Here is a 21,942-nt window from a genome sequence, read left to right as displayed (position 1 = left end):
CCGGCGAACAGAGACAGCTGGATGAACGACGCAGGTCGATCGACAGGCGGCGGGTAAGCCGTACCTGCGGTGACCGGTGAGCCCGCGTCCCGGGCACGGGAATCGTGCCCGGGACGCGATCCGCGGTCGTGGAGCGGCCACTCGCGTGGCGAGTCGCTCCCAGCATGTCGTTGCTCCCTCGGCCGAGGCCCAGGAGACCGGGCCCGCGCTTTGCCGCATCCGCTGGACGCGGCCGTGTCCTCACCCGGGGCACCCCTTCGCGGTGGAGGGTTGCCGGCCAACAAGCCGGGGCTGGACGTTGGCACTCGTGACAGTTGTGATCTTCAGTCAGCTGACCGACCGGGACGAACGTAGCCCGCCATGTCGACTTTGTCTAGGTAGAAGGTTGAGTATTCGGTGGCGGCGACGGTCCGTCAGGACCTGCTGGCCGCCGGGAGCCGCAGTGTGGCCGCCATGCCGACCCTCGTGATCGCCCAACACACTCCTCTGCCCTCCCTGCAAGCGATGCTGGAAGCAGTGCTGGCCGGAGCCAGGGACGAGATGATCGAGGGAGTGGATGCCCGGGTGCGGCCGGCGCTGGCCGCGACGCCGATCGACGTACTCGCCGCCGACCGGCATGCCCTGCACTGGGGCGGGCGTCCTGTCTCCGCCAGATGGCGGAATTGAACGGGCCTGGGTCGCTTTCTCGAAGGTAGTGCGTGGGTGCAGTTCGTCGTTCCCTACGCGGCAGGTGTGTCGGTGCCGCGCAGGATGTACAGGTCGTCGCCGAAGACGGCGGTGATCTGGATCTGGCCGCCGAGGGCCTGGACGTAGCGGGCGATGACGTCGACGGTGGAGACTTCGCCGCGTTCGATCTGGGAGATCCGGCCCTTGCTGACGCCCATGTGTTCGGCGACGTCGGTCTGGGTCAGTCCGAGGTGTCTGCGTCGTTCGGCGAGCCGGCGGCCGTCGATGTATGCCTGGTTGCGTCGGCGGGCCTCGGTCAGGGCCTCCTCACCGCCAGCGTCGGCGACCAAGCCGGCGCGGACGTCGTTCCACCGGGGGAATCTGGTCATGAGCTGCCCTCCTCGGCTTCCCGTTCTTTCACGTACTCGACGTACAGGGTCTCTGCCCGTGGGATCGCCTTGCGGTACCAGCCGGACCAGTCGCCCGACTTGTCCCCGCCGACCAGCAGGATCGCGCAGCGCCAGGGATCGAAGACGAAGATGACACGTATCTCCGAGGAGCCCGCGGAACCCGGCCTGAGCTCCTTGAGGTTGTGGATCTCCGAGCCGACCAGGCGGTCGACCAGTGGTCGGCCCAGGCCTGGTCCGGCGTCGGCCAGTCGGTCTATCGCGTCGACGACGAGCGCCTTGGACCTCGGATCGAGCCCGCCGATCCAGCCCAGGAACTCGCCGGTGACGCGGACCTCCCACTCGTCCACAACAAGAAGTTTAGCAAATCCTCGACGTCTGGATGCCGAGTCGGCAGGGTCGAGCCGGCCGGCTCCTGGGTTCGCTCTGCTGCGGCAGCCCGATCTCGTGCACACGTAGCGTGGTCGAGCGACACATGCGACTTTCTGTAAATTCTTCGACCAGGCGTATTACCCTTGCATCGAAGCAACTATCGGCCGGCCGTACGCCCTGTACGTCCACGGTGCTTCCGACACCACGGGCGCGGTCCGGAGCGTGGAGACGATCGCCACCGGTCTGAAGTGGAAGCGTCTGCGTGAGCCCCTGTCGATCGTCGGCGAGGTGGACGCCACGGGCCACGAGGCCTGCTGGGAGCTCGGGGCCACGGTCGCGGCCAGCCTGATGTCCACGTGACCTGGACCGATTTGGTTGCCCCCGTCGTCGGCGCGGCTGCTAGGGGGCGAGTTCGTCGATCGTCAGGCCGATGTCGTTGAGAATGCCGCGCAAGGTGCCCTTGGCCAGATCGCGGGTGCCGTGCACCGGGACCGTCGTGCCACGCCCGTCCGGGTGTCCGCATGAGGTGATGGTTGCCGTTGACCCTCGCCACCTTGAAGCCGCGCCGCTCCAGTGCGTGGACGACTCGGATGCCTCGGACGGAGGGGACCGGAGGCGTCAGGCCGCTACGGTGACGGACAGCTCTCGGGGAACCCCGAACTCCTCGATCAGGCCGACAAGCGCCTCGCGCAGGTCGTCCAGTGCCTCCTGCTCGGTCGCGCCCTCGCCGTGGGCGCCCACATCGGGACGCAGCTGGGCATGTGCGCACCAGGTGCCGTCCTCGTCACACTCGACGGTGATCGGGACGGTGACCGTGGTGGTGCGCGACGCCGCCATGCACCCACGATATCGCGGACGCAGCCTTCAACACTGATCGCCCGCCGCGATCCGCGCTGCTCGCCTGGAACTCGGCGTCACCGCCGGGTCGCGGACAGCGTGGCCTTGGGGTCGGCTACCATGATCAGATATTTGCCGGTTCACCCGGGGACGACGATGTGCCGATGCCTAGTGTGATCGTGGCGATGGCCGCCGGCAATCGTGTACGCCCGGTCTGGCGTAACGAACTCGGTGGTCTCACCTTCGAGATGACGAGTCCTGCTGGTCGACGTTTCGTCAAGTGGGTGCTGGCTGGAACTCACCTGAACCTGATGGCGGAAGCGTCTCGTCTGCGCTGGGCTGCGCCGTTCACGCCGGTTCCAGTGGTGCTTGGCGAGGGGCGGGACGGGGGCCGGAAGCTGGCTGATCACAGCAGGTCTTCCGGGGCGGAACGCCGTCGACGCGATCTGGAAGGCCGAGCCGCTGCGTGCCGTGCAGGCGATCGGGCGGGGGCTTCGTGCTTTTCGCGAGGCGCTGCCCGTGGCGGAGTGTTCGTTCTTCTGGTCGGTGGCGGATCGGCTGGCCGAGGCGTCAGCGCAGGCGACGACTGCGCAGCGCCGGCGTCGCCTGGCCGATCTCGCAGCAGACGCCCCCGCGGTGGACGCGCTCGTTGTCTGCCAGGGCGATGCCTGTGCCCCGAATACTCTGCTGGGCGAGGACGGACGCTGGTCGGGGCATGTGGATCTCGGCGCGCTGGGGGTGGCGGACCGGTGGGCGGATCTCGCGGTCGCCACCTGGAGCACCGAGTGGAACTACGGCCCCGGCTGGGAGCACGTTCTGCTGGATGCCTATGGTGTCGCGCCGGACGATGACCGGACCGCCTTCTACCGTCGGCTCTGGGAGGTCGGTTCCTGACGTGTCGCTGCCAGACTCCGGTGTTGGAAAGGGCCTCCCGCAGGCAGCGGCGACTAGCGCTCGCGATACGTAGTGTGACCGCGCGACGTACGCGACTTTCTGCAAGTTCTGCGACTGCGTCTACTGTCCGATCCTGGAAGCAGCTGTTGGCCGCCCGTACGCGCTCTACGTTCATGGCAACAGCGACTGGCCGGAGCGATCCGGGGGGTCGAGACCATCGCCACCGGGCTGAGGTGGAAGCGTCTGCGCGAGCCACTGTCGATCGTCGGCGAGATGGACGCTGCCGCAGGCGAGGCCTGCTGGGAACTCGGGGCGACGGTCGCGGCCAGCTTGATGCCCGCGTGATTTGGGCTGGGTTCCTGGTCGACAGCGGACGTCCAGGTCTTCCGCCCGTGCTGGGCACGTCGGCTGTGAGCTGCGTAAGGATGATTCAATGACGGCCGTTTCGCCCCGGTAGGCGACATATGGATACCTGGCGTGGTTGCGGCTACGGCCGCTGGCAGCCGGGTACGGCAGCGGGACCTTTGCGTTCGGCGGGCCCGTCCGCCGGAGAGCCCGAGGCGGCCGAGTGGCCGTCGAGTTCGCGTAGTGATCAGCTAGCTCGCGGCTGAGGCGGTGCGGGCGCCGGAGAAGGGTCGTCGAGCCACCAGGTCGACCGTTCCTCCTCGTGCAGACCCGTGAGAGTGGGATACCAGGTGCTGTTTGCGGAGAAGTAACTCCTCATGGTCGGCGACGAATTGAAGAGGTCCAGAATCCATGCGCGCCAGGAATTGAGATCCTTCCTGGAGTATTCGATCTTTCGATCCCAGATGCATTCCAGGATGTCGAGGCAGAACTCGGTTATCGCCAGTACCTGGCTGCGGTCCTGGTGTGTGGAATTCTCGGGGATCGGCTTGTTGTTGTAGAAGTGGGGTCGCCACTGGGGATACTCGATAAAGACTCTGTCGATTTGGAGGACTAGATCGGTTGTACTGTTGTAGGTCGTGACCGTCCGATTGCGCCTGGCATCCGATACGGACAGTGTCGTCGCGCCGATGGAAAGTATCAGCGCGACGACCGCGACAATGTTTGAGATGTCCATCCGAGGTCACTTTCCAGATGTCGCTATGACAAGTGGGTGGTCGGGAGGGAGGTCGTAGCCTTCTTCGTACAGCGCTCGAACGAGGTCGGTCAGCTCGTCGCCGGTCGGCGGATCCGGCCGGGCGGCCGGTGCCCACATCAGGAGCATCGGCTGTTCTCCGTCTCCCTGGAGGAGTGGAACCCGGAAGTCAGTGACGGGCAGCATTCGGGCGCCTCTGTTCTCGTAGAAGCAGATACGCCTCCGGCGTGCGGCGACCGCGCCTGGACCGATATCCGGCTCGTCAGGGTCTTCGACCTCAAGGACAATCGCTGAGACGTCCTGATGGCGCTGGACGTCGGTACAGATCTGATACCAAAGTTCGCCCCCGAATCCGCCGCCGCGGTGCCTCTTCTCGATCGCGATGTATTCAAGAAAGAAGGTCTGGACCGACTGGAGAACGTAGGCCGAGGCAAAGCCAAGAACGGTGTTCTCGTCAAGTGCGACGTAAGCAACGCGAATACCCGCGTTGATATCCCTCAATATCTCCCCGAACGGCATCCGCTCGCCCGCGGGGAAGGCCTCCAGATAAATTCTCTCAACCGAACTCGCCTGAGATGGCTCGAGATCAGACAGCGTCGTGACCCGCATACCTCGCATACTAGCTGGTTTGGCGGCATCCCCGTACGGGTTACTACGGAAGTCAATACTTCGACCTGTTTCTGATCATGGCAGGCTTCGGGTAGCGATCGCACTGGATGATGTTGACTGTCCTCGAGTAGTTCTCGAGAACGTCGTTCGCCTCGCCTCGCCTCGCCGGAACGGCCGGCCGTCGCGCCATCAACCTCGACGTCGACGGCCATGCTTGACGCTGCTGAACGAGGGCGACGGTGTGGTCGCGGCGGCCGGTGAGCTGATCACCGCAGGGTGCTCAACGGGATCTCAGTTCCGGGAACGGACCGGTGTGTCCTGGCCGAACCTGCCCGAGCGGTACGGCCCCGTGGTGGACGATCCGCCCAGGTGGCGACGTCGAGCCCGCTCGGCACGGTCGACGAGTCAGCCATCGCGCGTGCGGAGAGTCTCGGTATCGACGAGGTCGCGACAGTTGACCGCGCCGCAGTCCCCGCGGGGGCGCGGCTGGCCGGTGACCCTTGATCTGGAGCGTCAGGCCTGGGGCCGAGCGAGGGAGGTGCGCCATGACCGCGGAGATGGTCGCTCCCGCCTGGATGCACCAGCAGCTCGCAGCAGAGCAGTACGACTCGCTGTCCGAGGAGCAGAGCCGGGGTATCGAGATCCTGAAGATCAGGGGCGACGATACGCTACGTAGTCGCTCGATGCACCTGACTTTCCGTAAGTTCTGCGACACCGGGTACTACCCGATCTTGGAAGCTACGGTGGGCCGCCCCTACGCCCTGTACGTACATGGCTACAATGACACTGCCGGCGCCGTCCGGGCCGTTGAGCCGATGACAACTGGCCTGCGCTGGCGGCGATTGCGAGAGCCGGTGACGGTGATCGGTACGCCAGAGGCGAAGGGCCAGGAAGCCTGCTGGGAACTGGGCGCCACTACCGCCGCAAGCCTGATGCCGGTCTGATCGACCGGGCGCTGGGCGCCACCGCCGCTGTGCGTACCGTCGCCGGAGAACCCGGGACACCACCCGGCTGTCCCGGCCCGGCCTCGGAGCCGTCCGGTCGGCTGAAGCCGTTGACCCTGCCTACGCCGGATCACCGAGGCGGACAAGGTTCTCGATTTCGGCGAGCTTCGCTGGCGGCAGGGTGCTGACCCGTTCGGCCAGGTCCTCTCTGGTCATCGAAAGGAGCCAGGTGCAGGGGACGACGCCTGGACGCGGAAACGCGACGCGCAGGACGCCCTCGAAGGGAAGTCCTTCGGGAGTGCCAATCGCAACCTCCGCGGCCACGCCATCGATGGCGGTGCCGGCTGGGGGGACCACTTGCATGGCCAGGAATCCGGACTCGCCCTCAGCCGAGAGGAGAACTACCGGCCGTCGTTCGCCGAAATCCACCCACCAGACTTCGCCAGCCCGCATCCGCTCTCCTGTCGCCGCTCGGTTAGCGTCCCGACAGGGCGCTGTTCGCTGGTTTTCCTACCCATACGTTAGCAAGGGCGCCGCGACCAGATTTACTACCCGTGTCTGGAGGCCACGATCGGCCGGCCGTACGCGCTGTACGTCCACGGGAACAGCGACACCACGAGCGCCATCCGCGGCGTGGAGACCATTACGACCGGCCTGAAGTGGAAGCGCCTACGTGACCCGCTTACCGTCCTCGGCGATCTGTCCGCCGCCGACCGTGGGGGCATGCTGGGATCTTGGCGCCGCCGCTGCGACGTCGCTGATGACGAACTGACGGGACAGCCGGCGGAGCTTGCTCGGCCACGTGATGGGCCGAGTGCACTCGTCCGAACGGCGACGAAATGTTCAGGGCGCGGCAGACCGTACTGGAGAGATCGTGCGCCCCGCCGCCGTGGTCAGGCGGGCTGCCTGGTGCCGCCGGGCAGCATGGAATTAGTACCCTGGGTGGGCGGTCCGCGAGGCTAGCACGTCATGCAGAATGTTGACGCGTCGCTGCAGGTAACGGGTTTGCGAGCCGAACCAGCCGGGTGCCCAGAACCAGGACGTGAAGACACCGACCCGGGTTGGTGAGCCGACGAGCGCATGTGCGGCGTTGAGTCGCTTGGCGGTGGTGCCGAGGCCGACGAGGCCCTAGAACGGGATGATCTGGTTCCACCACTGGCTGTTCGCCCTGCGCGGCTGGCCGAGGATCGCGGACAGCTCACTGTTGATCCTGGCGTACCAGATGAAGTAGTAGATCGAGAATGTGATCACGCAGAGCCACCACAGGCCCCACGCGCCCTGCTTGCGCGGGACGGGGGCAATAGCGCCGATCGGAGGCTGGGCCCAGGCGACGGCCTGGCCGGGCCGGGGTGACAGCGGCGGGTTCGGTATCTGAGCCTGCCACAGATCGGCGCGCGGCGCAGTCTTCTGCTCACTGTCCGTCGGCCAGTTTGTCTCAGTCATGGGACCCCCGTATGGATCGTCATGATCCTTCCTGGAAACCAGAAGATCTCCGGCGCTCCGGGGCGTATCCCGCACCGCGAAACTGCGGATAGCTCGAGGGGTCTTGGAGCCTGACACCGACGTCGACCGCCCCCATGCCTTCTGTACCGACGGCACCAGCGACATGACCGGCGTGGTCTGCAGCGTCGGGATCATTACGACCGACCGGCCAGGTAGGGCTCGGAGGCGGGTGGGCGACGCGGATCAGCCACCGGCTGGTCCAGCCCCGGAGGAACTCGCCGCCTTTTCGCCGGGCCAGGCCGTCGGCGGCCGCGGCCGGGTTGGCCTCGACTCCTCGTCGGTGGATCCCGGGCGCAATAGGTGCGGGCGGCGAACCACAGTCCGTCGGCGTACCGGCGATTCCCTGATGCCCGGGTGACTCGGGTGGCACCCCACGGCGGCGCTACCAGCGTCGAACCTCTGTGCGGGCCGGCGACGCGGGCGGAAGCCGAGTGCCGCACGGCTGTTGTGTCTGGGATGATCGGGGCATGGACGAGACGCTCGCTACCAGCGCGACGCTGTCGCCGTGCTGCGGCAGGCGGGCGCGCAGTTCGCCTATCTGCACGGCAGCCGCGCCGTTGGGTGCCAGCGGGCGGACTCGGACATCGATATCGCCGCCTTCTTCGGCGGCCCGCGGCCTCCGAGTGCCTTCGACATACTCCTGCCGCCCGGCGTCGACCTCCTCGTCCTTGACAGCGCGCCGCTCGAGCTCGCCGGCAGGGTCGCGGCCGGCGGGCGGCTGCTGTTCGAGGACGACCGGGCCGCGCGGGTGCACTGGGAGGCGATGACCAGAAAGATCTACTTCGACGAACTTCCACGGATCACTCGGGCGCACCGCGAGTTCGCCGCGGCTGTTCTGGACCGGAACGCGTAGCCGGTGGTCGACGAAGTCCGGGTGCTACGCCTCCTCCGCGCGATCACCGACGATGTCGATTCCGCGTTTGTGGAGCAGGGTGGCGGTCCTGAACTGGGTGTGGGCGGCGTTGGCTGTGACGATGGTTCGTCCGCGCTTGTGTTTGAGGTTCTTCACCAGGTTCTCGACCTGGGTGATCTCGTTGGTGCCGTTGGGGACCAGGGTCTGGGCGACGACGACGCCCTGTTCGTGGATCATGGCGGTGAGCAGCGTGGCCTGTGTGTTCTCGGTGGTCCAAGCGCCGCGTAGGACCTTGCCGTCCAGCGCGATCACCAGGTCTCCGTCGCGGTCACGTGTCGCGCATTCGTGCAGCCAGGCGCCGACGATGAGGTCCAGTAGGTCCGCGTCGACGTTCGTGAGGACCTCCCGGATGGTGGACTCGCGCGGTGTCAGGTGAGCCGCGCAGAAGTAGTCGTAGGGTGCACCGAGTTGGACGAGTAGGCGTTGTGGAAGGTCGGCTGCTCGCCTGCCGGTCTGGCGGTAGTTCGCGGCTCCGGCGAGTGTGGCGACGACCGCGACAGCAAGTACGAAATGGAGGTCGTACATTTTCCCGCGGGCCGCGCGGAAATCTTTCACCTGGCGCAGCACTCCGAGAAGTCTACTGGCCTTATTCTCGCCGGTCTGGCATGATCGCACGCGGTGGCCTTCTTGCTCGGGGTTTTGTTTGGTGGTACTTTCATTATCCCGAACAGAAGGACACTTTTATCACTACGATTGATCAGTTTTCAGATAATTTGACGGCCAGGGCTTGCCGGTCGCGTTCCAGCGGATTCTCTAGGTCGGTGCGCGGCGTGCCGGGTCGATTTATTGAGGCGAATCTCGGTTGAAGGGCGTAGGGATAGCGCTGACGCGTGCTATCCGGTCCAGGGCACCTTCAGATGTCGCCGCGAGGCGGCTACATAACGTAGCAGATCGCAACCTTGGGTGATCTTCCCGTAGCTCTGAGTCAGGCCCGGACCGGCGACGCGCCCCAGGTCACGGCCGGCCTGCGCGACCTGGCGATCGCGATCCTGCGCCTGACCGGCACCACGAACATCGCTGAGGGAATCCGTCACCACGCGCGGCGGCCTGAACGAACACCAGAAACGATCAAAAGGCTTGCTTGTCAACCGGCAACTTCGCCGGGCCCCCGGCTCAACCCGGCTCGCCGCAGGTCGTCGGCGGGATCGTGCGAGGATGTGGCTCATGTTCGAGACCGCGGCGAGCGCGGATGGGGCGACCGACCCTCGGTGGGACTTCTTCATCTCCTACGACCTGGCCGACAGCGAGTGGGCTGACTGGGTTGCCTGGACATTGGAAGCAGCGGGTTACCGGATTCTTCTGGAGCACTGGGATCTCGTCGCGGGCGCAAACCGGCACGTGTTCCTGCAGGAGGGCATCGCCGATTCTGCCCGGACCCTGGCCATCGTCTCCCAGCGCTATCTGCGCTCGGTCTACGGCGGCACCCAGTGGCGGGCCGCGTGGGCAGCAGATCTTCTGGGCGCCGATCGGAAACTCATCCCGATCCGGATTGACGACTGTGACCCTCCCGAACCGCTGCGGTCCGTCGTCGCCATCAATCTGGTCGGGCTGAGCGGAACCGACCCCGGCCCATGGCTGCTCAAAAACATCTCGGTCGCGGTGACCGGTCAGCGGAATCTGCCGCCCCGCACGCCCGTCTTTCCACCGCGCGGCACGGATGAGGACCAGGCCGGCGGCAGCCCCCAGGCATCGCCGCAGCCTGACCTGACGTCCACCGAACCCGGCCCGACGCTGACGTCCACCGTGGTCATGCCTACCGAGGTCATTCCCGCCGTGGCTGTCTCCACCGATCCGCGGTCAAGGGGGCTGATCCGGCCGCGGATGTGTCTCAGGCGGCAGGTTGGCCGGGCCGTCGTCGGGACGGCTGGGGTCGCGCTGGAGGCCGCGGGCATCGGCGTGCAGTCCGCGGGCCGCGCCGGTGTCGTCGGTGTCGTCGCGGGTGTGCTGGCAGTGGGGGTCGCGAGTGCGGTGGTCGTCCGCTGTGCGCTCGCGTCTCGCTGGGCGCCGCCTGCGGTCGAGATGCTGCTGGCGTGTTCGCTGGGTCTGCTCGGCGCGACGGTCGGTGCCGAGGCGCTAGCCACCGCCGGCATGGCGCACTCGGCGCTTGCCGTGGTCGTCGAGGCAGGGGCCGCCGCCACGCTGGTGTACGTGGTCGCGCGACCTCAGCAGGCCGCGCCGGTGATGACCGCGCAGCCCACCACCACTGCGTCCCTCGCGCAGCGCACTGAACCGGGTGGATAGAGTCGTCATCGGCCTCCGGGGGGCGGCAGGGCGGAGCGGGGGACGAAGCTCGATGTCGAATGTCGAACTATCGGCGCGGGGCGGCCGTGGCTACTACCGGGCGATCGGCATGACACTCGTCGTCGTGGCGGCGCTGGCCGTGGTCTTGGGGGCACAGGCACGGCCAGGTTCGGCGCGCAGGCTCGGCAAGTGCCCGGTCATCGACATCTTCGCCGGCCAGGGCGGATCGTCAGTCGGCGCCAGAGCGACGCCCTATGACCAGTACGCCGCCGTCATCCAACGGAACATCAAGCGGCGGTACCCCGGGTCGGCCGTCTACGTGGTCGCGACGCCGGGAAGCGCCTTCAACGTCTCGGCGCTGGCCGACTCGACGGCCAGCACCTGCTGGCTGGCCTTCGGCGGCATGGGCACGTCGGTGGACGCGGCCATGGCCGTCTATCAGTTCGAGGGGCAGAGGGTGACCACGGTGCGGACCGTCGGCCCGCTCTGGCTCGACTTCATCCAGGTGGTCGTCCGGGCGCCGGACGGCGCGTACCCGAACGACCGGCCGATGACCGAGCTCGCAGACCTCTGCCAGCCGAACCGGGTACTGGAGACGGGGCCGACGTCGTCCGGAACGGAACGCATCGGCGAGATCCTTCTCCACCAGCTCCGATCCCGGAGCCCGACCTGCAACCCGCAGATAAGAAACAGCAGCCTGACCGATGCCGTCGACGCGGTCCGCCGCGGACGTGCTGACGCACTGTTGTGGTCCGGGGGAGCGCCGACCACGACCATCGCCGCGGCCCTGCGGGACCCGGCCGGCCGGACGCTCACCCTGCTGCCGTTGGATGAGGGCTACCTCAAGGGCATGCAGATCGAGTGGAACAACAAGTACCCGGCGCTGCACGGCGGCGACTATCGACAGTGGACGCTGCAACGGAACGACTATGCGGGGCTGAACCCGACGTACACGATCGCGTCGTCGAACGTCGTGCTGGTGAACAAGGCGGCCGACGCCAACCTGGTCAAATTCGTCGCCGACCTGCTGGTGACCGACCGGCAGGAGTTCGAGGCGGCGCTGTGGGGGTCCGACCAGAAGGGCCGGCATTTCCTTGACCCGAAGACGGAGATCGAGGAGAACCAGCTCTACTGCACCGTCACCCTGCACAAGGCCGCCGCTGACTATTATCTGAGCCATCTCGGTTTCAATCGGAGCTGTCTGGGGCCCTGACCGAGCGGCCTGACTCGCAGACCGCAGAGGGCGATCGACGCAGGGAATCCGGCCGGTCGTCGACGGTAGCCGTCGCGCACCTGGCCGAGGAGGCTGAGTAGCGTGCGCCCGGAATGGGCGTCGATCTCGTCGAGGAACAGGACCAGGGGACGTGGACATATTCGCGCCCACGCGCCGAAAGCGGTCGCGAGCAGCCCCTCGTCCCATGCGTCCAGCCAGGTCTGCGGGCGCAGGTCGACCGGCGGAGGTGTCGTGAGGCGCCCACGAACGCTCCTGGCGAGGTTGACGCGATGATTCATGCGCCGTGCATGAACGGATGGTAGGGTGGATATATGAGTGAGTCTGCCGACGGGGGCATCGTCCAGGTGCGCGATGTCGATCCGACGACGCTCGCGGTCCTGCGCGAGCGCGCCAGATCGCTCGGCCAGTCGCTGTCCGGGTACTTGCGGGACCTGATGGATGCCGACGCGGCCACGGAGACCAACGCCGAGGTCATCGCTCGCATCGCCCGTGACAGGGAACCGGTGGGGCTCACCATGGACGACATTCTCGCGGCGCGCGACGAGGGGCGGCGTTGACCGTCACGTACGTGGTTGACTGCTCGCTCGTCATTGATGTGCTGTCGGTCCGCGAGGGCGACGAGGTGCTCCGGCAGCGCCTGTCCGCCCCGCGTACGCTGCACGCCCCGCACCATCTCGATGTCGAGGTCGCGTCAACAGTCCGCGGGCTTGCCGCCGGAAAGAAGATTACTGACCATCGCGGTGAGCAGATGCTGGCTGACTACGCGCGCCTGCGGATCACCCGTCATCCGGTCTGGCCCTACCACCCCCGGATGTGGGAGCTGCGGCACAACCTCGGCGCCTACGACGCCGCCTACATCGCGCTCGCCGAAGCACTCGGCTGCGACCTGCTCACAGGCGACACCAAGCTCAGGAACGCTGTCGGACACCGCGCGACGGTCATCGTCACCGGGTAGCAGAAACGGGCACGTTTCCCCAGTACGGCAGCAACAGTGGTCGCGGGTGGCCTCACCTCATGTTGACAGGTAGGGGTGGCCGGCCACCCCTGGGGTGGCCGGCCACCTGCGAGCCGAGGGCGGAGCCCACCGAGCGGACGAGCGCGTTCACGTCGGCGGCTTGCCTGGTCATCGCCGCCCGCCGGATTCCCGAGTCCCTCTCCTCCGGCGTCGGTTGTCCGAACCTATTCGGGATCCTGAGCGTTGACGATTCTCGTCGCCTCGGCGTTGGTCAGGTCGTAGTGCAGGAAGTCATGATAGAAGGTCCTGGTTTCCTGGACGATGTCCAGTCCGGTGAACAGGTCGGGGTTCAACGTCTTGGCCGCCCATTCGACCTGCAGGGCCTCCTCGACGCCGTACCGGTCCCAGAGGAAGGCACCGGTCGGGTTGATGTGGGCCCGCTTGTTGCGGATCGCAGGCTGGTTACCCCAGAACGGATCGGCGGCCAGTTTTGCCAGCGTCTGCTGCGCGGTGTCGGTACCGGTGATCGTGCTGCCGGCAAAAACGATCACATCGGGATTCCAGCTGGCGATGGTCTCCTGAGTCACTGCCTTGCCGTTGCCGCTCACCTGGGCGGCGTTGCGGCCTCCGGCCAGGGTGATCCACTGATCGATAATGGTGTTGGTGCCGTCAACGGTCAGCGGGTTCAGCGACTGAACATGCAGCACCTTGGGCCGCTTGTCAGCCGGGATCGGCGCGGTTTTCGTACGAACCTGGGAGATCTTGCTGTCCAGGTAGGAGTTGTAGCGGCTCGCCTGGGCCTCGGCCGCCGGCCCGAGCGCCTTGGCGGTCGTGTTGACGACCGACTTCAGGCCGTCGAACGTCTGGAAAGTCAGCTGGGCCACCGGGATGCCCGCCGCAGTGATCTTCGACCAGTCCTGGGTGCCCGTGCTGGTGAACAGCATGTCGGGACGTGCCTGCAGGACTTCCTCTGTGTTGACTGTCGTGCCTCTGAACAGGGTCTTGGCTTTCTGCATCGTCGGGTTGATCTTATAGAACCACGGCACCAGGTCCGGCGTCAGGGAAGTAGCGATGATTTTATCGCCGCTGCCGAGCATATGCACGATCTCGTTGTGCGCGGACCAGCCATCCGCGATCCGGTTGATTGTGGCCGGGACCGTCACCTTTTTGCCGGTAGAATCGGTCACCGTGCGCGTTGTCGACGTGGCCGGCGTTCCCGCACCGGCGTTGGTGGTACTGGCCGACCCGCTACTGCAGCTGGTGAACAGCAATGCCAGGATTCCGGACAACGCGGCTGCGGCCATCCCGCCGCGCGGTCGCCGCGGCCGGGCGATCGGACCGGCTGTTCGTGGTCCGCGAACACTTTTCATCGGTGGCTGCCTTCGCATTGGCAGCTCGGGGAAATCGCATGCGGCGCCTGGAGTGCCGGAAAGTGCTCGGCGTAAATTTCGAAATTAGCCCTCACGGCGCGTGAAGCTAGCAGCGAGAAAACTGGGCTGTCAAGAAAAGCGTGTGCTGTCTCGCTGCCGTGAAGGCGAGGTTAGTGCGTGGTTTCGATGACCAGCGGTGTCTATTGTGGTGGCGCTCTGTGACAACGGAGGAAACTGTCCGTCGCCTTTTGCGAAAATGGTTCGACCTCGTTCACGGTTAGCAGGGATGCGTGCTCGTGGTTACCGGATAAAAGTTACATATCGGGCATTCTGCCTTCCGGATCTCGATGGAGTCCGTTTCGGTAAGTGACTGATCACCGTCGTGGCGACGCATCGACCTACCGCTTCGTGTCAGACCTGTTACGAGAGGCGGCCGCCAAGAGATCCGTGTCCGCGTGCAACAGGGCTCTGGGTAGACGTAGATGCGGCATTTTATGAGGATCATCGCCGCAAATGCGTAAGATTTTTTAGAGGCAAGAGAAGGGCTAGGGCTACTCAAAAAACTACGTTGAGATGCATATCGACTACTTATAATAGCTACGGAAGGTTGCCTGCAGTTTCTTGGCGATACGGTCGGGGCCAAGGCATGAGCGCCCACGGGGACGCTCGGTGAAGGCCAGTCGGTCGGAGGCGGTCGGGGACGGCATTCCGGTCGTCGCCACCAACAATTAGCTGGAACACCGTGGTTGGCCGACCGGGCATGATGGACAGTCGAGTAGAAATTGCATCGCGGTCTACCTTCAAGCCAGCCGGGAAACGCCGCCGGTCCGTCAACGCCGCGGACGGTGCCTCGTGCATGAAGCGATGGGCGTTCCCTTTCGGTGGGCGTGAAAGTTCGCCTCGCCTACCGGGAACCGAACGGCTGGAATTCTCGATACCACTGCTTCGGGGATATGAAGGAAGCCGCCGGCTACATGGATGCCATTCATCATCTCGCCGGCCACGGCGCTGCTGGGGCGCGTCTGGGTGCATAGCCCGTGCAACTGTCCCTGACTGGCGCCCACCTTCTCGTACGAGGGGGTGGGCCTTAGCTTGGTAGGGTACGCCTGTGTCGAAGATACTGGTAGTCCATCACACCCCGTCCCCGACCATGAACGAGATGCTGGAGGCTGTTCTGTCGGGCGTTCGGGCGGATGAAATTGAGGGAGTGGAGGTTGAGGTACGGCCGGCGCTATCGGCTACAGCCTCGGATGTTTTGGCTGCCGACGGATACATTCTCGGTACTCCGGCCAATATCGGTTATATGTCGGGGGCTTTGAAGCACTTTTTTGACGGCGTGTATTATCCTTGCCTCGAAGCAACCGTTGGTCGGCCATACGCCCTCTACGTCCACGGAGGCAGCGACACCACGGGCGCCGTGATGTCGGTAGAAACGATCACTACGGGTCTGCGGTGGAAGCGTTTGCGGGAGCCGCTGACGGTAGTAGGAGCGCTCGACGCGGACACCCGCGAGGCATGCTGGGAGTTGGGCGCCACCGCGGCAGCCAGTCTCATGGGCACGTAGCGCAACCACCCGACGCACGCGACTTGCTGCAAGTTCTGCGACCAAGCCTATTGTCCTTGCCTATCGTCCTTGCGTGCAAGTAAGCGTCGGGCGGCCGTGCGCCGGGAGAGCCCGTGCCCTGGCCGCACCTCCTCTCCTGTGTCGGCCTGCGCGTGCCGCGCTCGCGTGCGCTGGCGGACGTCCCTGGGATCTGCTGAGCGTCGCGGACGTAGGAGCAGGTCACCCGCCTGTCCGCCGAATCAAGGCGACTGCCCGCTGACGCCGACCTGCCTCACGGCCGGCCTGATGCCCGCATGACCCGGGCTGAGCATCAGGTCGACGTGAGAGCGGCAGGAAAGCAGACGGTGGCCGGCGGGTCCTTGGCGCCATGTGGCGCCGGGCGGTGACCCGTCGTGACGGTCTTGACCTGGAGCGTGCTCGAAGTTGGAGACTGGGGTGTCGGCACGGTGCCCGTCTCACGGTGGCGCCGACTGATCCCTCATCGGAGAGGAATTCATCCAGGATGCAGTTCACTCAACTCGGCCGTTCCGGTCTGTCTGTCTCGCGCCTGTGCCTGGGCACGATGAACTTCGGTCCGCTGACCAACGAGACCGATTCTCGTCGGATCATGGATTCGGCGCACGAGTACGGCATCAACTTCTTCGACACGGCCAACGTCTACGGCCTGCGCTCGGCCGGTGTGTCGGGCCTTGGTGAGGGGGTGGGCCACACCGAGTCGATCGTCGGCCGCTGGTTCGCGCAGGGCGGCGGGCGCCGGGAGCGCACCGTGCTGGCCACCAAGGTCTACGGCGCCATGGGGGAGTGGCCCAACGAGGGCAGGCTGTCGGCGCTCAACATCCGCCGTGCCCTGGACGCGAGCCTGGCCCGCCTGCAGACCGAGTATGTCGACCTCTATCAGTTCCACCACGTCGACCGTGCCACCCCGTGGGACGAGATCTGGCAGGCCATCGACGTCGCCGTCACGGCTGGCAAGATCCTCTACGTCGGCAGCAGCAACTTCGCGGGCTGGCACATCGGCCAGGCGCAGGCTGCCGCGGCCCAGCGCGGGACGTTCGGTCTGGTCAGCGAGCAGCCGATCTACAACCTCCTCACCCGGGAGGTTGAGCTGGAGGTGCTGCCCGCGGCCCAGCACTACGGCGTGGGCATCCTCCCGTGGTCGCCGCTGCAGAGCGGGCTGCTCGGTGGCGTGTTGCGCAAGGAGCGGGAGAGCAGGCGGCGCCTCGAAGGCCGTGCCGCGCAGACCCTGGCGGCCAAGCGTTCCCAGATCGAGGCCTACGAGGACTTCGCCGCCGAGCTCGGCCACGAGCCCGGTGACGTCGCGCTCGCCTGGCTGCTGCACCAGCCGGCCGTCACCGCGCCGATCGTCGGCCCGCGCATCCAGCAGCACCTTGACGACGCTGTCCGGGCGCTCGACGTTCGCCTGGATGAGAAGGCGCTTGCCCGGCTGGACGAGATTTTCCCGGGCTACCGGACCGCCCCCGAGCACTTCGCCTGGTAGCAGAGACCGCCCTCTGCGCCAGCCACTGCGCGCGCGTCTGTGCAGGGCAGGAGTCGGACCGTGGGCGCTCGGCGCCAGGTGGCGCCGAGCGCTGTGCGACCCGTGGTGCGACCCCGCGGCGCATGCGACATCTCTACTACCCGTAGCTCGTCTCCGAGCTGGGCGAGCTTCCGGCGCCGGCGGCCGGCATCAAGAGATAGGTCCAGCCGAGCACCAGGCATACCGGTGGAAGCAGCAATAGCCCGGCCGTCCGTGCCCTTCCCCCGCCGAAGGCGATCGCGACGACACCGCCGCACGCCGCCAGCGTGGCGTAGACGTCCTCGAACAGGATGCAGGCCCGGTCGCGGATCTTGCCATGATGGTCCTATGAGCCCTGTCGTCGTGGGAATCCGCATGTGGTGCGAGCTCGCTTCGGCCGGCCCGATGACTTCTTCCCGTCGATGCCCGCACGGCGCCGCCGGCGGCGAGGGCGGTGCCGGGGGCGGTCGGTCCGTGACCAGCGGCCCGCTTGACCCGATGCTCGTCCCGACTCCGGGGGTGGTGCCGGATCCGACCGCGGTTCCGGGGTTGGTTCCGACGCCGGCCCCCATGCCGGCGGGCTACATCGACACCGCCAGCGGGCTCTCCTTCACGGTGCACGAGTTCGCGGAGCTGTCGGACGGCCGGGAGGTCACCCTCCTGGATGACCGGGGCTGGGGCATGTCGGGCGGTGGCAGGACCCCCGACGCGTTCCTGGCCGAGCTGACGATCGAGGAGATCGCGCGCATGGTCCACATGGTCCTGCTGCCGGACTGGGCCGACGTCGACCACCCGCTGCCGCCGGACCTCGCCGCGGTCGAGGACAGCGGCGGTGCGCAGGACTGGGATCTGCTCGCGGACCGGCTGCGCGCGTTCGGGGTGGTCTCCACGCCGGCCGGGCTTCTGCGGGTACCGCGCCGCCTCGACCTCGGCGACCACCTGCGCGCGTGGCTGGCCACCCCTGCTGATTGACACGTGGCGCCGGATTGTCCCTGTCGCCTCGCGAAGCCTACTGGTCGCGATCCCCGGTGGGGCAGGCGACGCTGTCGGATCGGCGGACGCGGCGAACGCGGCCGGTCGAGGTCGCGGCGCACCGCCTTGGCGCGTTTCCGGTGACGCAGGGGATGCGCGCGCAGGTCACGGTGGCTGGCCGAGCGTGGCCCGGGACGGCCGGCCCGAGGTACGGTCTGCTCGACGAGATCGCCTGGTATCGCGGCAACTCCGGGGAGTACCTCCACGAGGTGGGTGGCAAGGCGCCGAACCCGTGGGGCTTGTACGACATGCTGGGTAACGTCTGGGACCGGTGCTGGGACACCCATGACGCCACGGTCTACGGCGACTGCAAGGTGCTGCGCGGCGGCGGCTGGTTCGGCGAGCATGGGAGCTGCCAGGCGTCCGTGCGTCGTGTGGCCATCCGGATTTCCGGGTCGACGATGTGAGCTTCCGCCCCGCCCGCTCCGTTCCTCGGTGACTCGGCAGAGCGCGGTGAAGCGCGCTGGGACTCACAGATGGTGGACGTCTCGCCGGTGTCGGATGGAGCGGATCTCCACCAGGTGCTTGGCCGCGTCGATCCGGTAGATGATGCGGTAGGTCCCGCGGCGCGCCGAGTAGAAGCCGTCGAAAGGTTCGTCCAACGGCTTCCCGACCCGGCGAGGGTTCACGGCGATCGTTCGCTGGATCGTCTCCAGCGCGGCGGCCGCGACCTCCAGGGGCAGATCCTCGTGGAGGTTTCTCCGTGCCCTGCGCGACAGCGCGACCTCGTAGGCAGCATCGCTGCCGGCCATCACTCGTCCCCGGCTCGCCGCTGCTCCAGTTCGGCCACGACTTGCGCGTGATCGTACGGTAGTCGCTGGGCCTAGCCACAGCGGCCGACGCGCGCTCGCCAGCTTCACCGGGTCCCGCTCATCGAGGCCGCGTGGCTGCCAGGCTGGGCCGTCCTGCGCCGCTGCCCGGCGCCCCTACCAGTGGGCGAGCCAGGCCACCGCGTCCGCGGGCCGCCGGGAGTTGCCGTACTAGAACGTGCGCAGCCGCTGCGCTTCGGCCTCCTCGGCCTCCTCGGCCTCCTCGACATCGTCCCCGGCCGGGACGCGGCCTCCTGGGCCGCGCTGAGCCGCTCGACGTCGGGTGCGCCGGTCAGGCGCAGTCGGGCGCGACGACGGCTAACCAGTCTCCGCGGAACACCGTCCCGGCCATGTCGACGGGTTCCTCGAGATCAGCTACGACGACGAGGCTGTCGGGGTCTCGACGGGGTTCACCGTCCCAGGCTCCGTTCTCCCGTCGGTACTGGCGTGGTCGTTGCCTGGGTCGCGTCCAGCCACCGCTCCAACCCTGGCGGCATCGCCTCGATCAGATCTCATGTCTAACAACTGTTAGACTCATGGTATGACTACCGTCAGTATGCGGGATCTCAGTCACGCTGTGGGTAGCTGGGTCGACCGCGCCCACGCGGGAGAGTCGATCATCATCACTCGCAATGGGCGGCCGTGGGCGAGGCTGGTGCCGGAACTGACCCAGACCGGCAGCGACTACCTGGATCAACTCGTCGCGGAGGGGCGCGTCACCGTGCCCACGGCGGGCCTGGCTGATCTCCCCGAACCGGTTCCCACCGGCAGCTGGGACGGGCGCGATTCCACGGGCGTCGTCGCGGAACTGCGCGAGGAGTCTGCGTGATCTATCTGGATTCCAGCGCGTTGGTGAAGCTGGTTCATCCAGAACTGGAGACACGCGCGCTGCGATCCTGGCTCGCCGCCCGGCCTGGTGTCTCGGTGTCATCTGCGCTTGCCACGCTGGAAGTGACCCGCGCACTGCGCCGCAGCGACCCCGCCGCGCTTCCCCGGGTTCCCGGCGTCCTGGCTCGCGTCACGCTCGTGCCCATCGAGGAGCCGATCCTCGTCTCCGCCGCGGCCTTGGCGGATCCCTTGCTGCGGTCGCTGGACGCTCTTCATCTCGCGACGGCCCTCCGGCTCGATGCGCCGTCGCTGGTCTTCATCAGCTATGACAAACGCCTCTCCGCCGCGGCCGCGCAGGAACGCCTGCATGTCGCGGTGCCTGCCTGAGAGCGGGCTGGCCACAGCTTTCGTGATCACTCGTACCCCCACCTCGGCGATGGCCGGTGGAAACGTCAGGCTAGAGTCCGCCGAATGCCGATCAACGAGGTTTGTCAGCGGTGATGGGGCGGACGCATGCGCTGAGCGGTGCGGCGCTCTGGCTGGCCGTCGTGCCCCTGCTGGGCCGGGAGGACTGGCTGGGGACCTACGCGCTGTCGTTGTCGTCCCATCAGGTGATCGCCGGCGGGGTGGTGGCCGCGGGTGCGGGCCTGCTGCCCGACATCGACCATCCCAACGGCCGGATCGCGAACACCCTCGGCCCGGTCAGTCGGACGATCTGCCGATGGGTGAGCCGGGCCAGCGGCGGCCATCGGCACGCCACCCACTCCCTGCTTTTCGCGCTCGCCATGGGCGTCGCGATGAGCCTGTTGGCGGACCATTTACGGTATGGCTGGTGGGCGGCACTGTTCGTGCTCGTCGGCTTCGGGCTGCGCGGCCTCGGCCTGGACTTCGAGGGGCACGAGTTCTGGTCGGGTCTGAAGGACTGCGTGACGGCCGGGGTCGCCGTCTATCTGATGCACGGCCTGGACATGAGCTTCGTCGCCTACCCGGTTGTCCTGGGGTGCCTTGCGCACCTGATCGGTGACTGCCTGACCCCTCGGGGCTGCCTCCTGCTCTGGCCGGTGAACTGGCGGATGGGGGTCGTCCTGGTCCCCCGCACCGACGGGAGGGTCGAACGCCTGGTGGTGGTGCCTGTGCTGGCCGGCGTCATCGTCATCCTGACGGTCCGCGTGCTGGACGGCGCCCTGCTCTCCCACGGATTGCGCTGACGCCTTTCCGCCCGCGCTCACCCGGCCGGCCCTCGGCTATCGGGCTGGCCAGGTGAGCGGGTGGCGCTGTTTCCTCCGGCGCGGTGCGGGGCGTCGAGATCATCACGACAGATCTCACGTGAAAGCGTCTGCATAACCCGCTCACCGTCGTCGGCGATCTGCCCGCCGCCGCGGTCAGGCGGGCTGCCTGGTGCCGCCGGGCAGCATGGAATTAGTACCCTGGGTGGGCGGTCCGCGAGGCTAGCACGTCATGCAGAATGTTGACGCGTCGCTGCAGGTAACGGGTTTGCGAGCCGAACCAGCCGGGTGCCCAGAACCAGGACGTGAAGACACCGACCCGGGTTGGTGAGCCGACGAGCGCATGTGCGGCGTTGAGTCGCTTGGCGGTGGCGCCGAGGCCGACGAGGCCCCAGAACGGGATGATCTGGTTCCACCACTGGCTGTTCGCCCTGCGCGGCTGGCCGAGGATCGCGGACAGCTCACTGTTGATCCTGGCGTACCAGATGAAGTAGTAGATCGAGAATGTGATCACGCAGAGCCACCACAGGCCCCACGCGCCCTGCTTGCGCGGGACGGGGGCAATAGCGCCGATCGGAGGCTGGGCCCAGGCGACGGCCTGGCCGGGCCGGGGTGACAGCGGCGGGTTCGGTATCTGAGCCTGCCACAGATCGGCGCGCGGCGCAGTCTTCTGCTCACTGTCCGTCGGCTAGTTTGTCTCAGTCATGGGACCCCCCGTATGGATCGTCATGGTTCTTCCCGAAAACCAAAGGATCTCCGGGAGACCGAAGTGTAGCCCGCACCGCGAAACTGCGAATACTAGTCCGATTTGAAGAGTGTGCATGATTCTGCTGTCATAGAAACATGATTATCGATGGACGGGCTCTTCCGCGGGAAACCCAAGAGGACATCCGCATGCGGGCTGTCGACCTCTTCGAGAAGAA

Annotated in this window: 28 protein-coding genes, 2 pseudogenes and 1 riboswitch; of the genes and pseudogenes, 18 read left to right on the top strand and 12 right to left on the bottom strand. The window is 66.8% G+C overall.

The window, feature by feature from the left end; all coding sequences use genetic code 11:
• Positions 1 to 200 precede the first annotated feature (200 nt).
• Positions 201 to 313: riboswitch (SAM riboswitch) on the bottom strand.
• A gap of 131 nt (positions 314 to 444) precedes the next feature.
• Positions 445 to 624: pseudogene (locus NBZ85_RS08900) on the top strand (flavodoxin); the annotation flags it as partial.
• A gap of 95 nt (positions 625 to 719) precedes the next feature.
• Here the strand turns inward: NBZ85_RS08900 and NBZ85_RS08895 are convergent.
• Positions 720 to 1,055: a helix-turn-helix domain-containing protein gene (locus NBZ85_RS08895; RefSeq protein WP_261553545.1), complete on the bottom strand. Its 336-nt coding sequence runs from the start codon at positions 1,053 to 1,055 to the stop codon at positions 720 to 722.
• On the bottom strand, positions 1,052 to 1,423 hold the full coding sequence (locus NBZ85_RS08890; RefSeq protein ID WP_261553546.1) for a type II toxin-antitoxin system RelE/ParE family toxin: 372 nt from the start codon (positions 1,421 to 1,423) through the stop codon (positions 1,052 to 1,054). The genes NBZ85_RS08895 and NBZ85_RS08890 overlap by 4 nt, the downstream gene beginning before the upstream one ends.
• Before the next feature lie 244 nt (positions 1,424 to 1,667).
• Here NBZ85_RS08890 and NBZ85_RS32615 point away from each other — a divergent pair, with 244 nt between their 5' ends.
• Complete coding sequence (locus tag NBZ85_RS32615) at positions 1,668 to 1,805, top strand: hypothetical protein (RefSeq protein ID WP_261553547.1); 138 nt, start codon at positions 1,668 to 1,670, stop codon at positions 1,803 to 1,805.
• Positions 1,806 to 1,844: 39 nt separating this feature from the next.
• Here the strand turns inward: NBZ85_RS32615 and NBZ85_RS33700 are convergent, their stop codons facing one another.
• Together NBZ85_RS33700 and NBZ85_RS08875 are read right to left on the bottom strand one after the other, a co-directional pair.
• Positions 1,845 to 1,931: a type II toxin-antitoxin system HicA family toxin gene (locus NBZ85_RS33700; protein WP_261553596.1), complete on the bottom strand. Its 87-nt coding sequence runs from the start codon at positions 1,929 to 1,931 to the stop codon at positions 1,845 to 1,847.
• 132 nt (positions 1,932 to 2,063) lie between these two features.
• Complete coding sequence (locus NBZ85_RS08875; RefSeq protein ID WP_261553548.1) at positions 2,064 to 2,282, bottom strand: type II toxin-antitoxin system HicB family antitoxin; 219 nt, start codon at positions 2,280 to 2,282, stop codon at positions 2,064 to 2,066.
• Positions 2,283 to 2,651: 369 nt separating this feature from the next.
• Here NBZ85_RS08875 and NBZ85_RS08870 point away from each other — a divergent pair, with 369 nt between their 5' ends.
• Positions 2,652 to 3,176 (top strand): phosphotransferase, encoded by a 525-nt coding sequence (locus NBZ85_RS08870; RefSeq protein ID WP_261561765.1) that lies wholly within the window; start codon positions 2,652 to 2,654, stop codon positions 3,174 to 3,176.
• Positions 3,177 to 3,306: 130 nt separating this feature from the next.
• Positions 3,307 to 3,521: pseudogene (locus NBZ85_RS32610) on the top strand (flavodoxin).
• Between the two features lie 247 nt (positions 3,522 to 3,768).
• On the opposite strand, the gene NBZ85_RS08865 reads toward NBZ85_RS32610, so the two are convergent.
• Both NBZ85_RS08865 and NBZ85_RS08860 read right to left on the bottom strand, forming a co-directional pair.
• On the bottom strand, positions 3,769 to 4,257 hold the full coding sequence (locus tag NBZ85_RS08865; RefSeq protein WP_261561764.1) for a hypothetical protein: 489 nt from the start codon (positions 4,255 to 4,257) through the stop codon (positions 3,769 to 3,771).
• Positions 4,258 to 4,263: 6 nt separating this feature from the next.
• Positions 4,264 to 4,884, bottom strand: coding sequence for a GNAT family N-acetyltransferase (locus NBZ85_RS08860; protein WP_261553550.1), 621 nt, complete (start codon positions 4,882 to 4,884; stop codon positions 4,264 to 4,266).
• 369 nt (positions 4,885 to 5,253) lie between these two features.
• Here NBZ85_RS08860 and NBZ85_RS08855 point away from each other — a divergent pair, with 369 nt between their 5' ends.
• Entirely contained in the window at positions 5,254 to 5,388 is a 135-nt protein-coding gene (locus NBZ85_RS08855; protein ID WP_261561763.1) for a hypothetical protein, read from the top strand.
• A gap of 41 nt (positions 5,389 to 5,429) precedes the next feature.
• On the top strand, positions 5,430 to 5,828 hold the full coding sequence (locus NBZ85_RS08850) for a hypothetical protein (RefSeq protein ID WP_261553553.1): 399 nt from the start codon (positions 5,430 to 5,432) through the stop codon (positions 5,826 to 5,828).
• Between the two features lie 120 nt (positions 5,829 to 5,948).
• Here the strand turns inward: NBZ85_RS08850 and NBZ85_RS08845 are convergent, their stop codons facing one another.
• Together NBZ85_RS08845 and NBZ85_RS08840 are read right to left on the bottom strand one after the other, a co-directional pair.
• A complete protein-coding gene (locus tag NBZ85_RS08845) occupies positions 5,949 to 6,281 on the bottom strand; it encodes a type II toxin-antitoxin system PemK/MazF family toxin (RefSeq protein WP_261553554.1) in 333 nt (110 codons plus the stop codon).
• A gap of 675 nt (positions 6,282 to 6,956) precedes the next feature.
• Positions 6,957 to 7,271: a hypothetical protein gene (locus tag NBZ85_RS08840; protein ID WP_261561762.1), complete on the bottom strand. Its 315-nt coding sequence runs from the start codon at positions 7,269 to 7,271 to the stop codon at positions 6,957 to 6,959.
• 565 nt (positions 7,272 to 7,836) lie between these two features.
• Here NBZ85_RS08840 and NBZ85_RS08835 point away from each other — a divergent pair.
• Positions 7,837 to 8,184: a nucleotidyltransferase domain-containing protein gene (locus NBZ85_RS08835; RefSeq protein WP_261553556.1), complete on the top strand. Its 348-nt coding sequence runs from the start codon at positions 7,837 to 7,839 to the stop codon at positions 8,182 to 8,184.
• A gap of 24 nt (positions 8,185 to 8,208) precedes the next feature.
• On the opposite strand, the gene NBZ85_RS08830 is transcribed toward NBZ85_RS08835, so the two are convergent.
• Entirely contained in the window at positions 8,209 to 8,799 is a 591-nt protein-coding gene (locus NBZ85_RS08830) for an ISAs1 family transposase (protein WP_261553557.1), read from the bottom strand.
• Positions 8,800 to 9,408: 609 nt separating this feature from the next.
• Between NBZ85_RS08830 and NBZ85_RS08825 the strand changes: the two genes are divergently transcribed.
• The 4 genes from NBZ85_RS08825 to NBZ85_RS08810 all read left to right on the top strand — a co-directional run bounded on the left by NBZ85_RS08825 (position 9,409) and on the right by NBZ85_RS08810 (position 12,674).
• Positions 9,409 to 10,485: a toll/interleukin-1 receptor domain-containing protein gene (locus tag NBZ85_RS08825; RefSeq protein WP_261553558.1), complete on the top strand. Its 1,077-nt coding sequence runs from the start codon at positions 9,409 to 9,411 to the stop codon at positions 10,483 to 10,485.
• 52 nt (positions 10,486 to 10,537) lie between these two features.
• Positions 10,538 to 11,698, top strand: coding sequence for a TAXI family TRAP transporter solute-binding subunit (locus NBZ85_RS08820; protein WP_261561761.1), 1,161 nt, complete (start codon positions 10,538 to 10,540; stop codon positions 11,696 to 11,698).
• Positions 11,699 to 12,030: 332 nt separating this feature from the next.
• Positions 12,031 to 12,276, top strand: coding sequence for a hypothetical protein (locus NBZ85_RS08815; protein WP_261553560.1), 246 nt, complete (start codon positions 12,031 to 12,033; stop codon positions 12,274 to 12,276).
• The gene (locus NBZ85_RS08810) at positions 12,273 to 12,674 is read left to right on the top strand and encodes a type II toxin-antitoxin system VapC family toxin (protein ID WP_261553561.1); all 402 of its coding nucleotides are present in this window, start codon (positions 12,273 to 12,275) and stop codon (positions 12,672 to 12,674) included. Before NBZ85_RS08815 ends, NBZ85_RS08810 begins: the two co-directional genes overlap by 4 nt.
• 224 nt (positions 12,675 to 12,898) lie before the next feature.
• On the opposite strand, the gene NBZ85_RS08805 is transcribed toward NBZ85_RS08810, so the two are convergent.
• Positions 12,899 to 13,978 carry an ABC transporter substrate-binding protein gene (locus NBZ85_RS08805; protein ID WP_261553562.1) on the bottom strand — a complete coding sequence of 360 codons (1,080 nt, stop codon included), beginning with the start codon at positions 13,976 to 13,978 and terminating at the stop codon, positions 12,899 to 12,901.
• Between the two features lie 1,216 nt (positions 13,979 to 15,194).
• On the opposite strand from NBZ85_RS08805, the gene NBZ85_RS08800 reads away from it, so the two are divergent.
• The 4 genes from NBZ85_RS08800 (at position 15,195) to NBZ85_RS08785 (ending at position 18,563) form a co-directional block, all read left to right on the top strand.
• A complete protein-coding gene (locus NBZ85_RS08800; protein WP_261553598.1) occupies positions 15,195 to 15,608 on the top strand; it encodes a flavodoxin family protein in 414 nt (137 codons plus the stop codon).
• Between the two features lie 502 nt (positions 15,609 to 16,110).
• Complete coding sequence (locus tag NBZ85_RS08795; protein WP_261553563.1) at positions 16,111 to 17,106, top strand: aldo/keto reductase; 996 nt, start codon at positions 16,111 to 16,113, stop codon at positions 17,104 to 17,106.
• Between the two features lie 366 nt (positions 17,107 to 17,472).
• On the top strand, positions 17,473 to 18,096 hold the full coding sequence (locus NBZ85_RS08790) for a hypothetical protein (RefSeq protein WP_261553564.1): 624 nt from the start codon (positions 17,473 to 17,475) through the stop codon (positions 18,094 to 18,096).
• 56 nt (positions 18,097 to 18,152) lie between these two features.
• Positions 18,153 to 18,563: an SUMF1/EgtB/PvdO family nonheme iron enzyme gene (locus tag NBZ85_RS08785; protein ID WP_308204922.1), complete on the top strand. Its 411-nt coding sequence runs from the start codon at positions 18,153 to 18,155 to the stop codon at positions 18,561 to 18,563.
• 63 nt (positions 18,564 to 18,626) lie between these two features.
• On the opposite strand, the gene NBZ85_RS08780 is transcribed toward NBZ85_RS08785, so the two are convergent.
• Positions 18,627 to 18,908 carry a type II toxin-antitoxin system RelE family toxin gene (locus tag NBZ85_RS08780; protein ID WP_261553565.1) on the bottom strand — a complete coding sequence of 94 codons (282 nt, stop codon included), beginning with the start codon at positions 18,906 to 18,908 and terminating at the stop codon, positions 18,627 to 18,629.
• A gap of 598 nt (positions 18,909 to 19,506) precedes the next feature.
• Between NBZ85_RS08780 and NBZ85_RS08775 the strand changes: the two genes are divergently transcribed.
• The 3 genes from NBZ85_RS08775 to NBZ85_RS08765 all read left to right on the top strand — a co-directional run bounded on the left by NBZ85_RS08775 (position 19,507) and on the right by NBZ85_RS08765 (position 21,001).
• Positions 19,507 to 19,794, top strand: a complete 288-nt coding sequence (locus NBZ85_RS08775) for a type II toxin-antitoxin system Phd/YefM family antitoxin (protein ID WP_261553566.1) — start codon at positions 19,507 to 19,509, stop codon at positions 19,792 to 19,794.
• Positions 19,791 to 20,180 carry a type II toxin-antitoxin system VapC family toxin gene (locus NBZ85_RS08770; protein WP_261553567.1) on the top strand — a complete coding sequence of 130 codons (390 nt, stop codon included), beginning with the start codon at positions 19,791 to 19,793 and terminating at the stop codon, positions 20,178 to 20,180. The genes NBZ85_RS08775 and NBZ85_RS08770 overlap by 4 nt, the downstream gene beginning before the upstream one ends.
• Before the next feature lie 113 nt (positions 20,181 to 20,293).
• Positions 20,294 to 21,001: a metal-dependent hydrolase gene (locus NBZ85_RS08765; RefSeq protein WP_261553568.1), complete on the top strand. Its 708-nt coding sequence runs from the start codon at positions 20,294 to 20,296 to the stop codon at positions 20,999 to 21,001.
• A 211-nt stretch (positions 21,002 to 21,212) separates the two neighbouring features.
• Here the strand turns inward: NBZ85_RS08765 and NBZ85_RS08760 are convergent, their stop codons facing one another.
• Positions 21,213 to 21,533: a hypothetical protein gene (locus tag NBZ85_RS08760; protein ID WP_261553555.1), complete on the bottom strand. Its 321-nt coding sequence runs from the start codon at positions 21,531 to 21,533 to the stop codon at positions 21,213 to 21,215.
• Positions 21,534 to 21,942 lie beyond the last annotated feature (409 nt).

Source organism: Frankia tisae, from assembly GCF_025403405.1.
In the GTDB taxonomy this organism is placed as follows: Bacteria; Actinomycetota; Actinomycetes; order Frankiales; family Frankiaceae; genus Frankia; species Frankia tisai.
The sequence above is the reverse complement of the archived record's forward strand: the minus strand, read 5'-3'. Positions and strand labels throughout refer to the sequence as shown.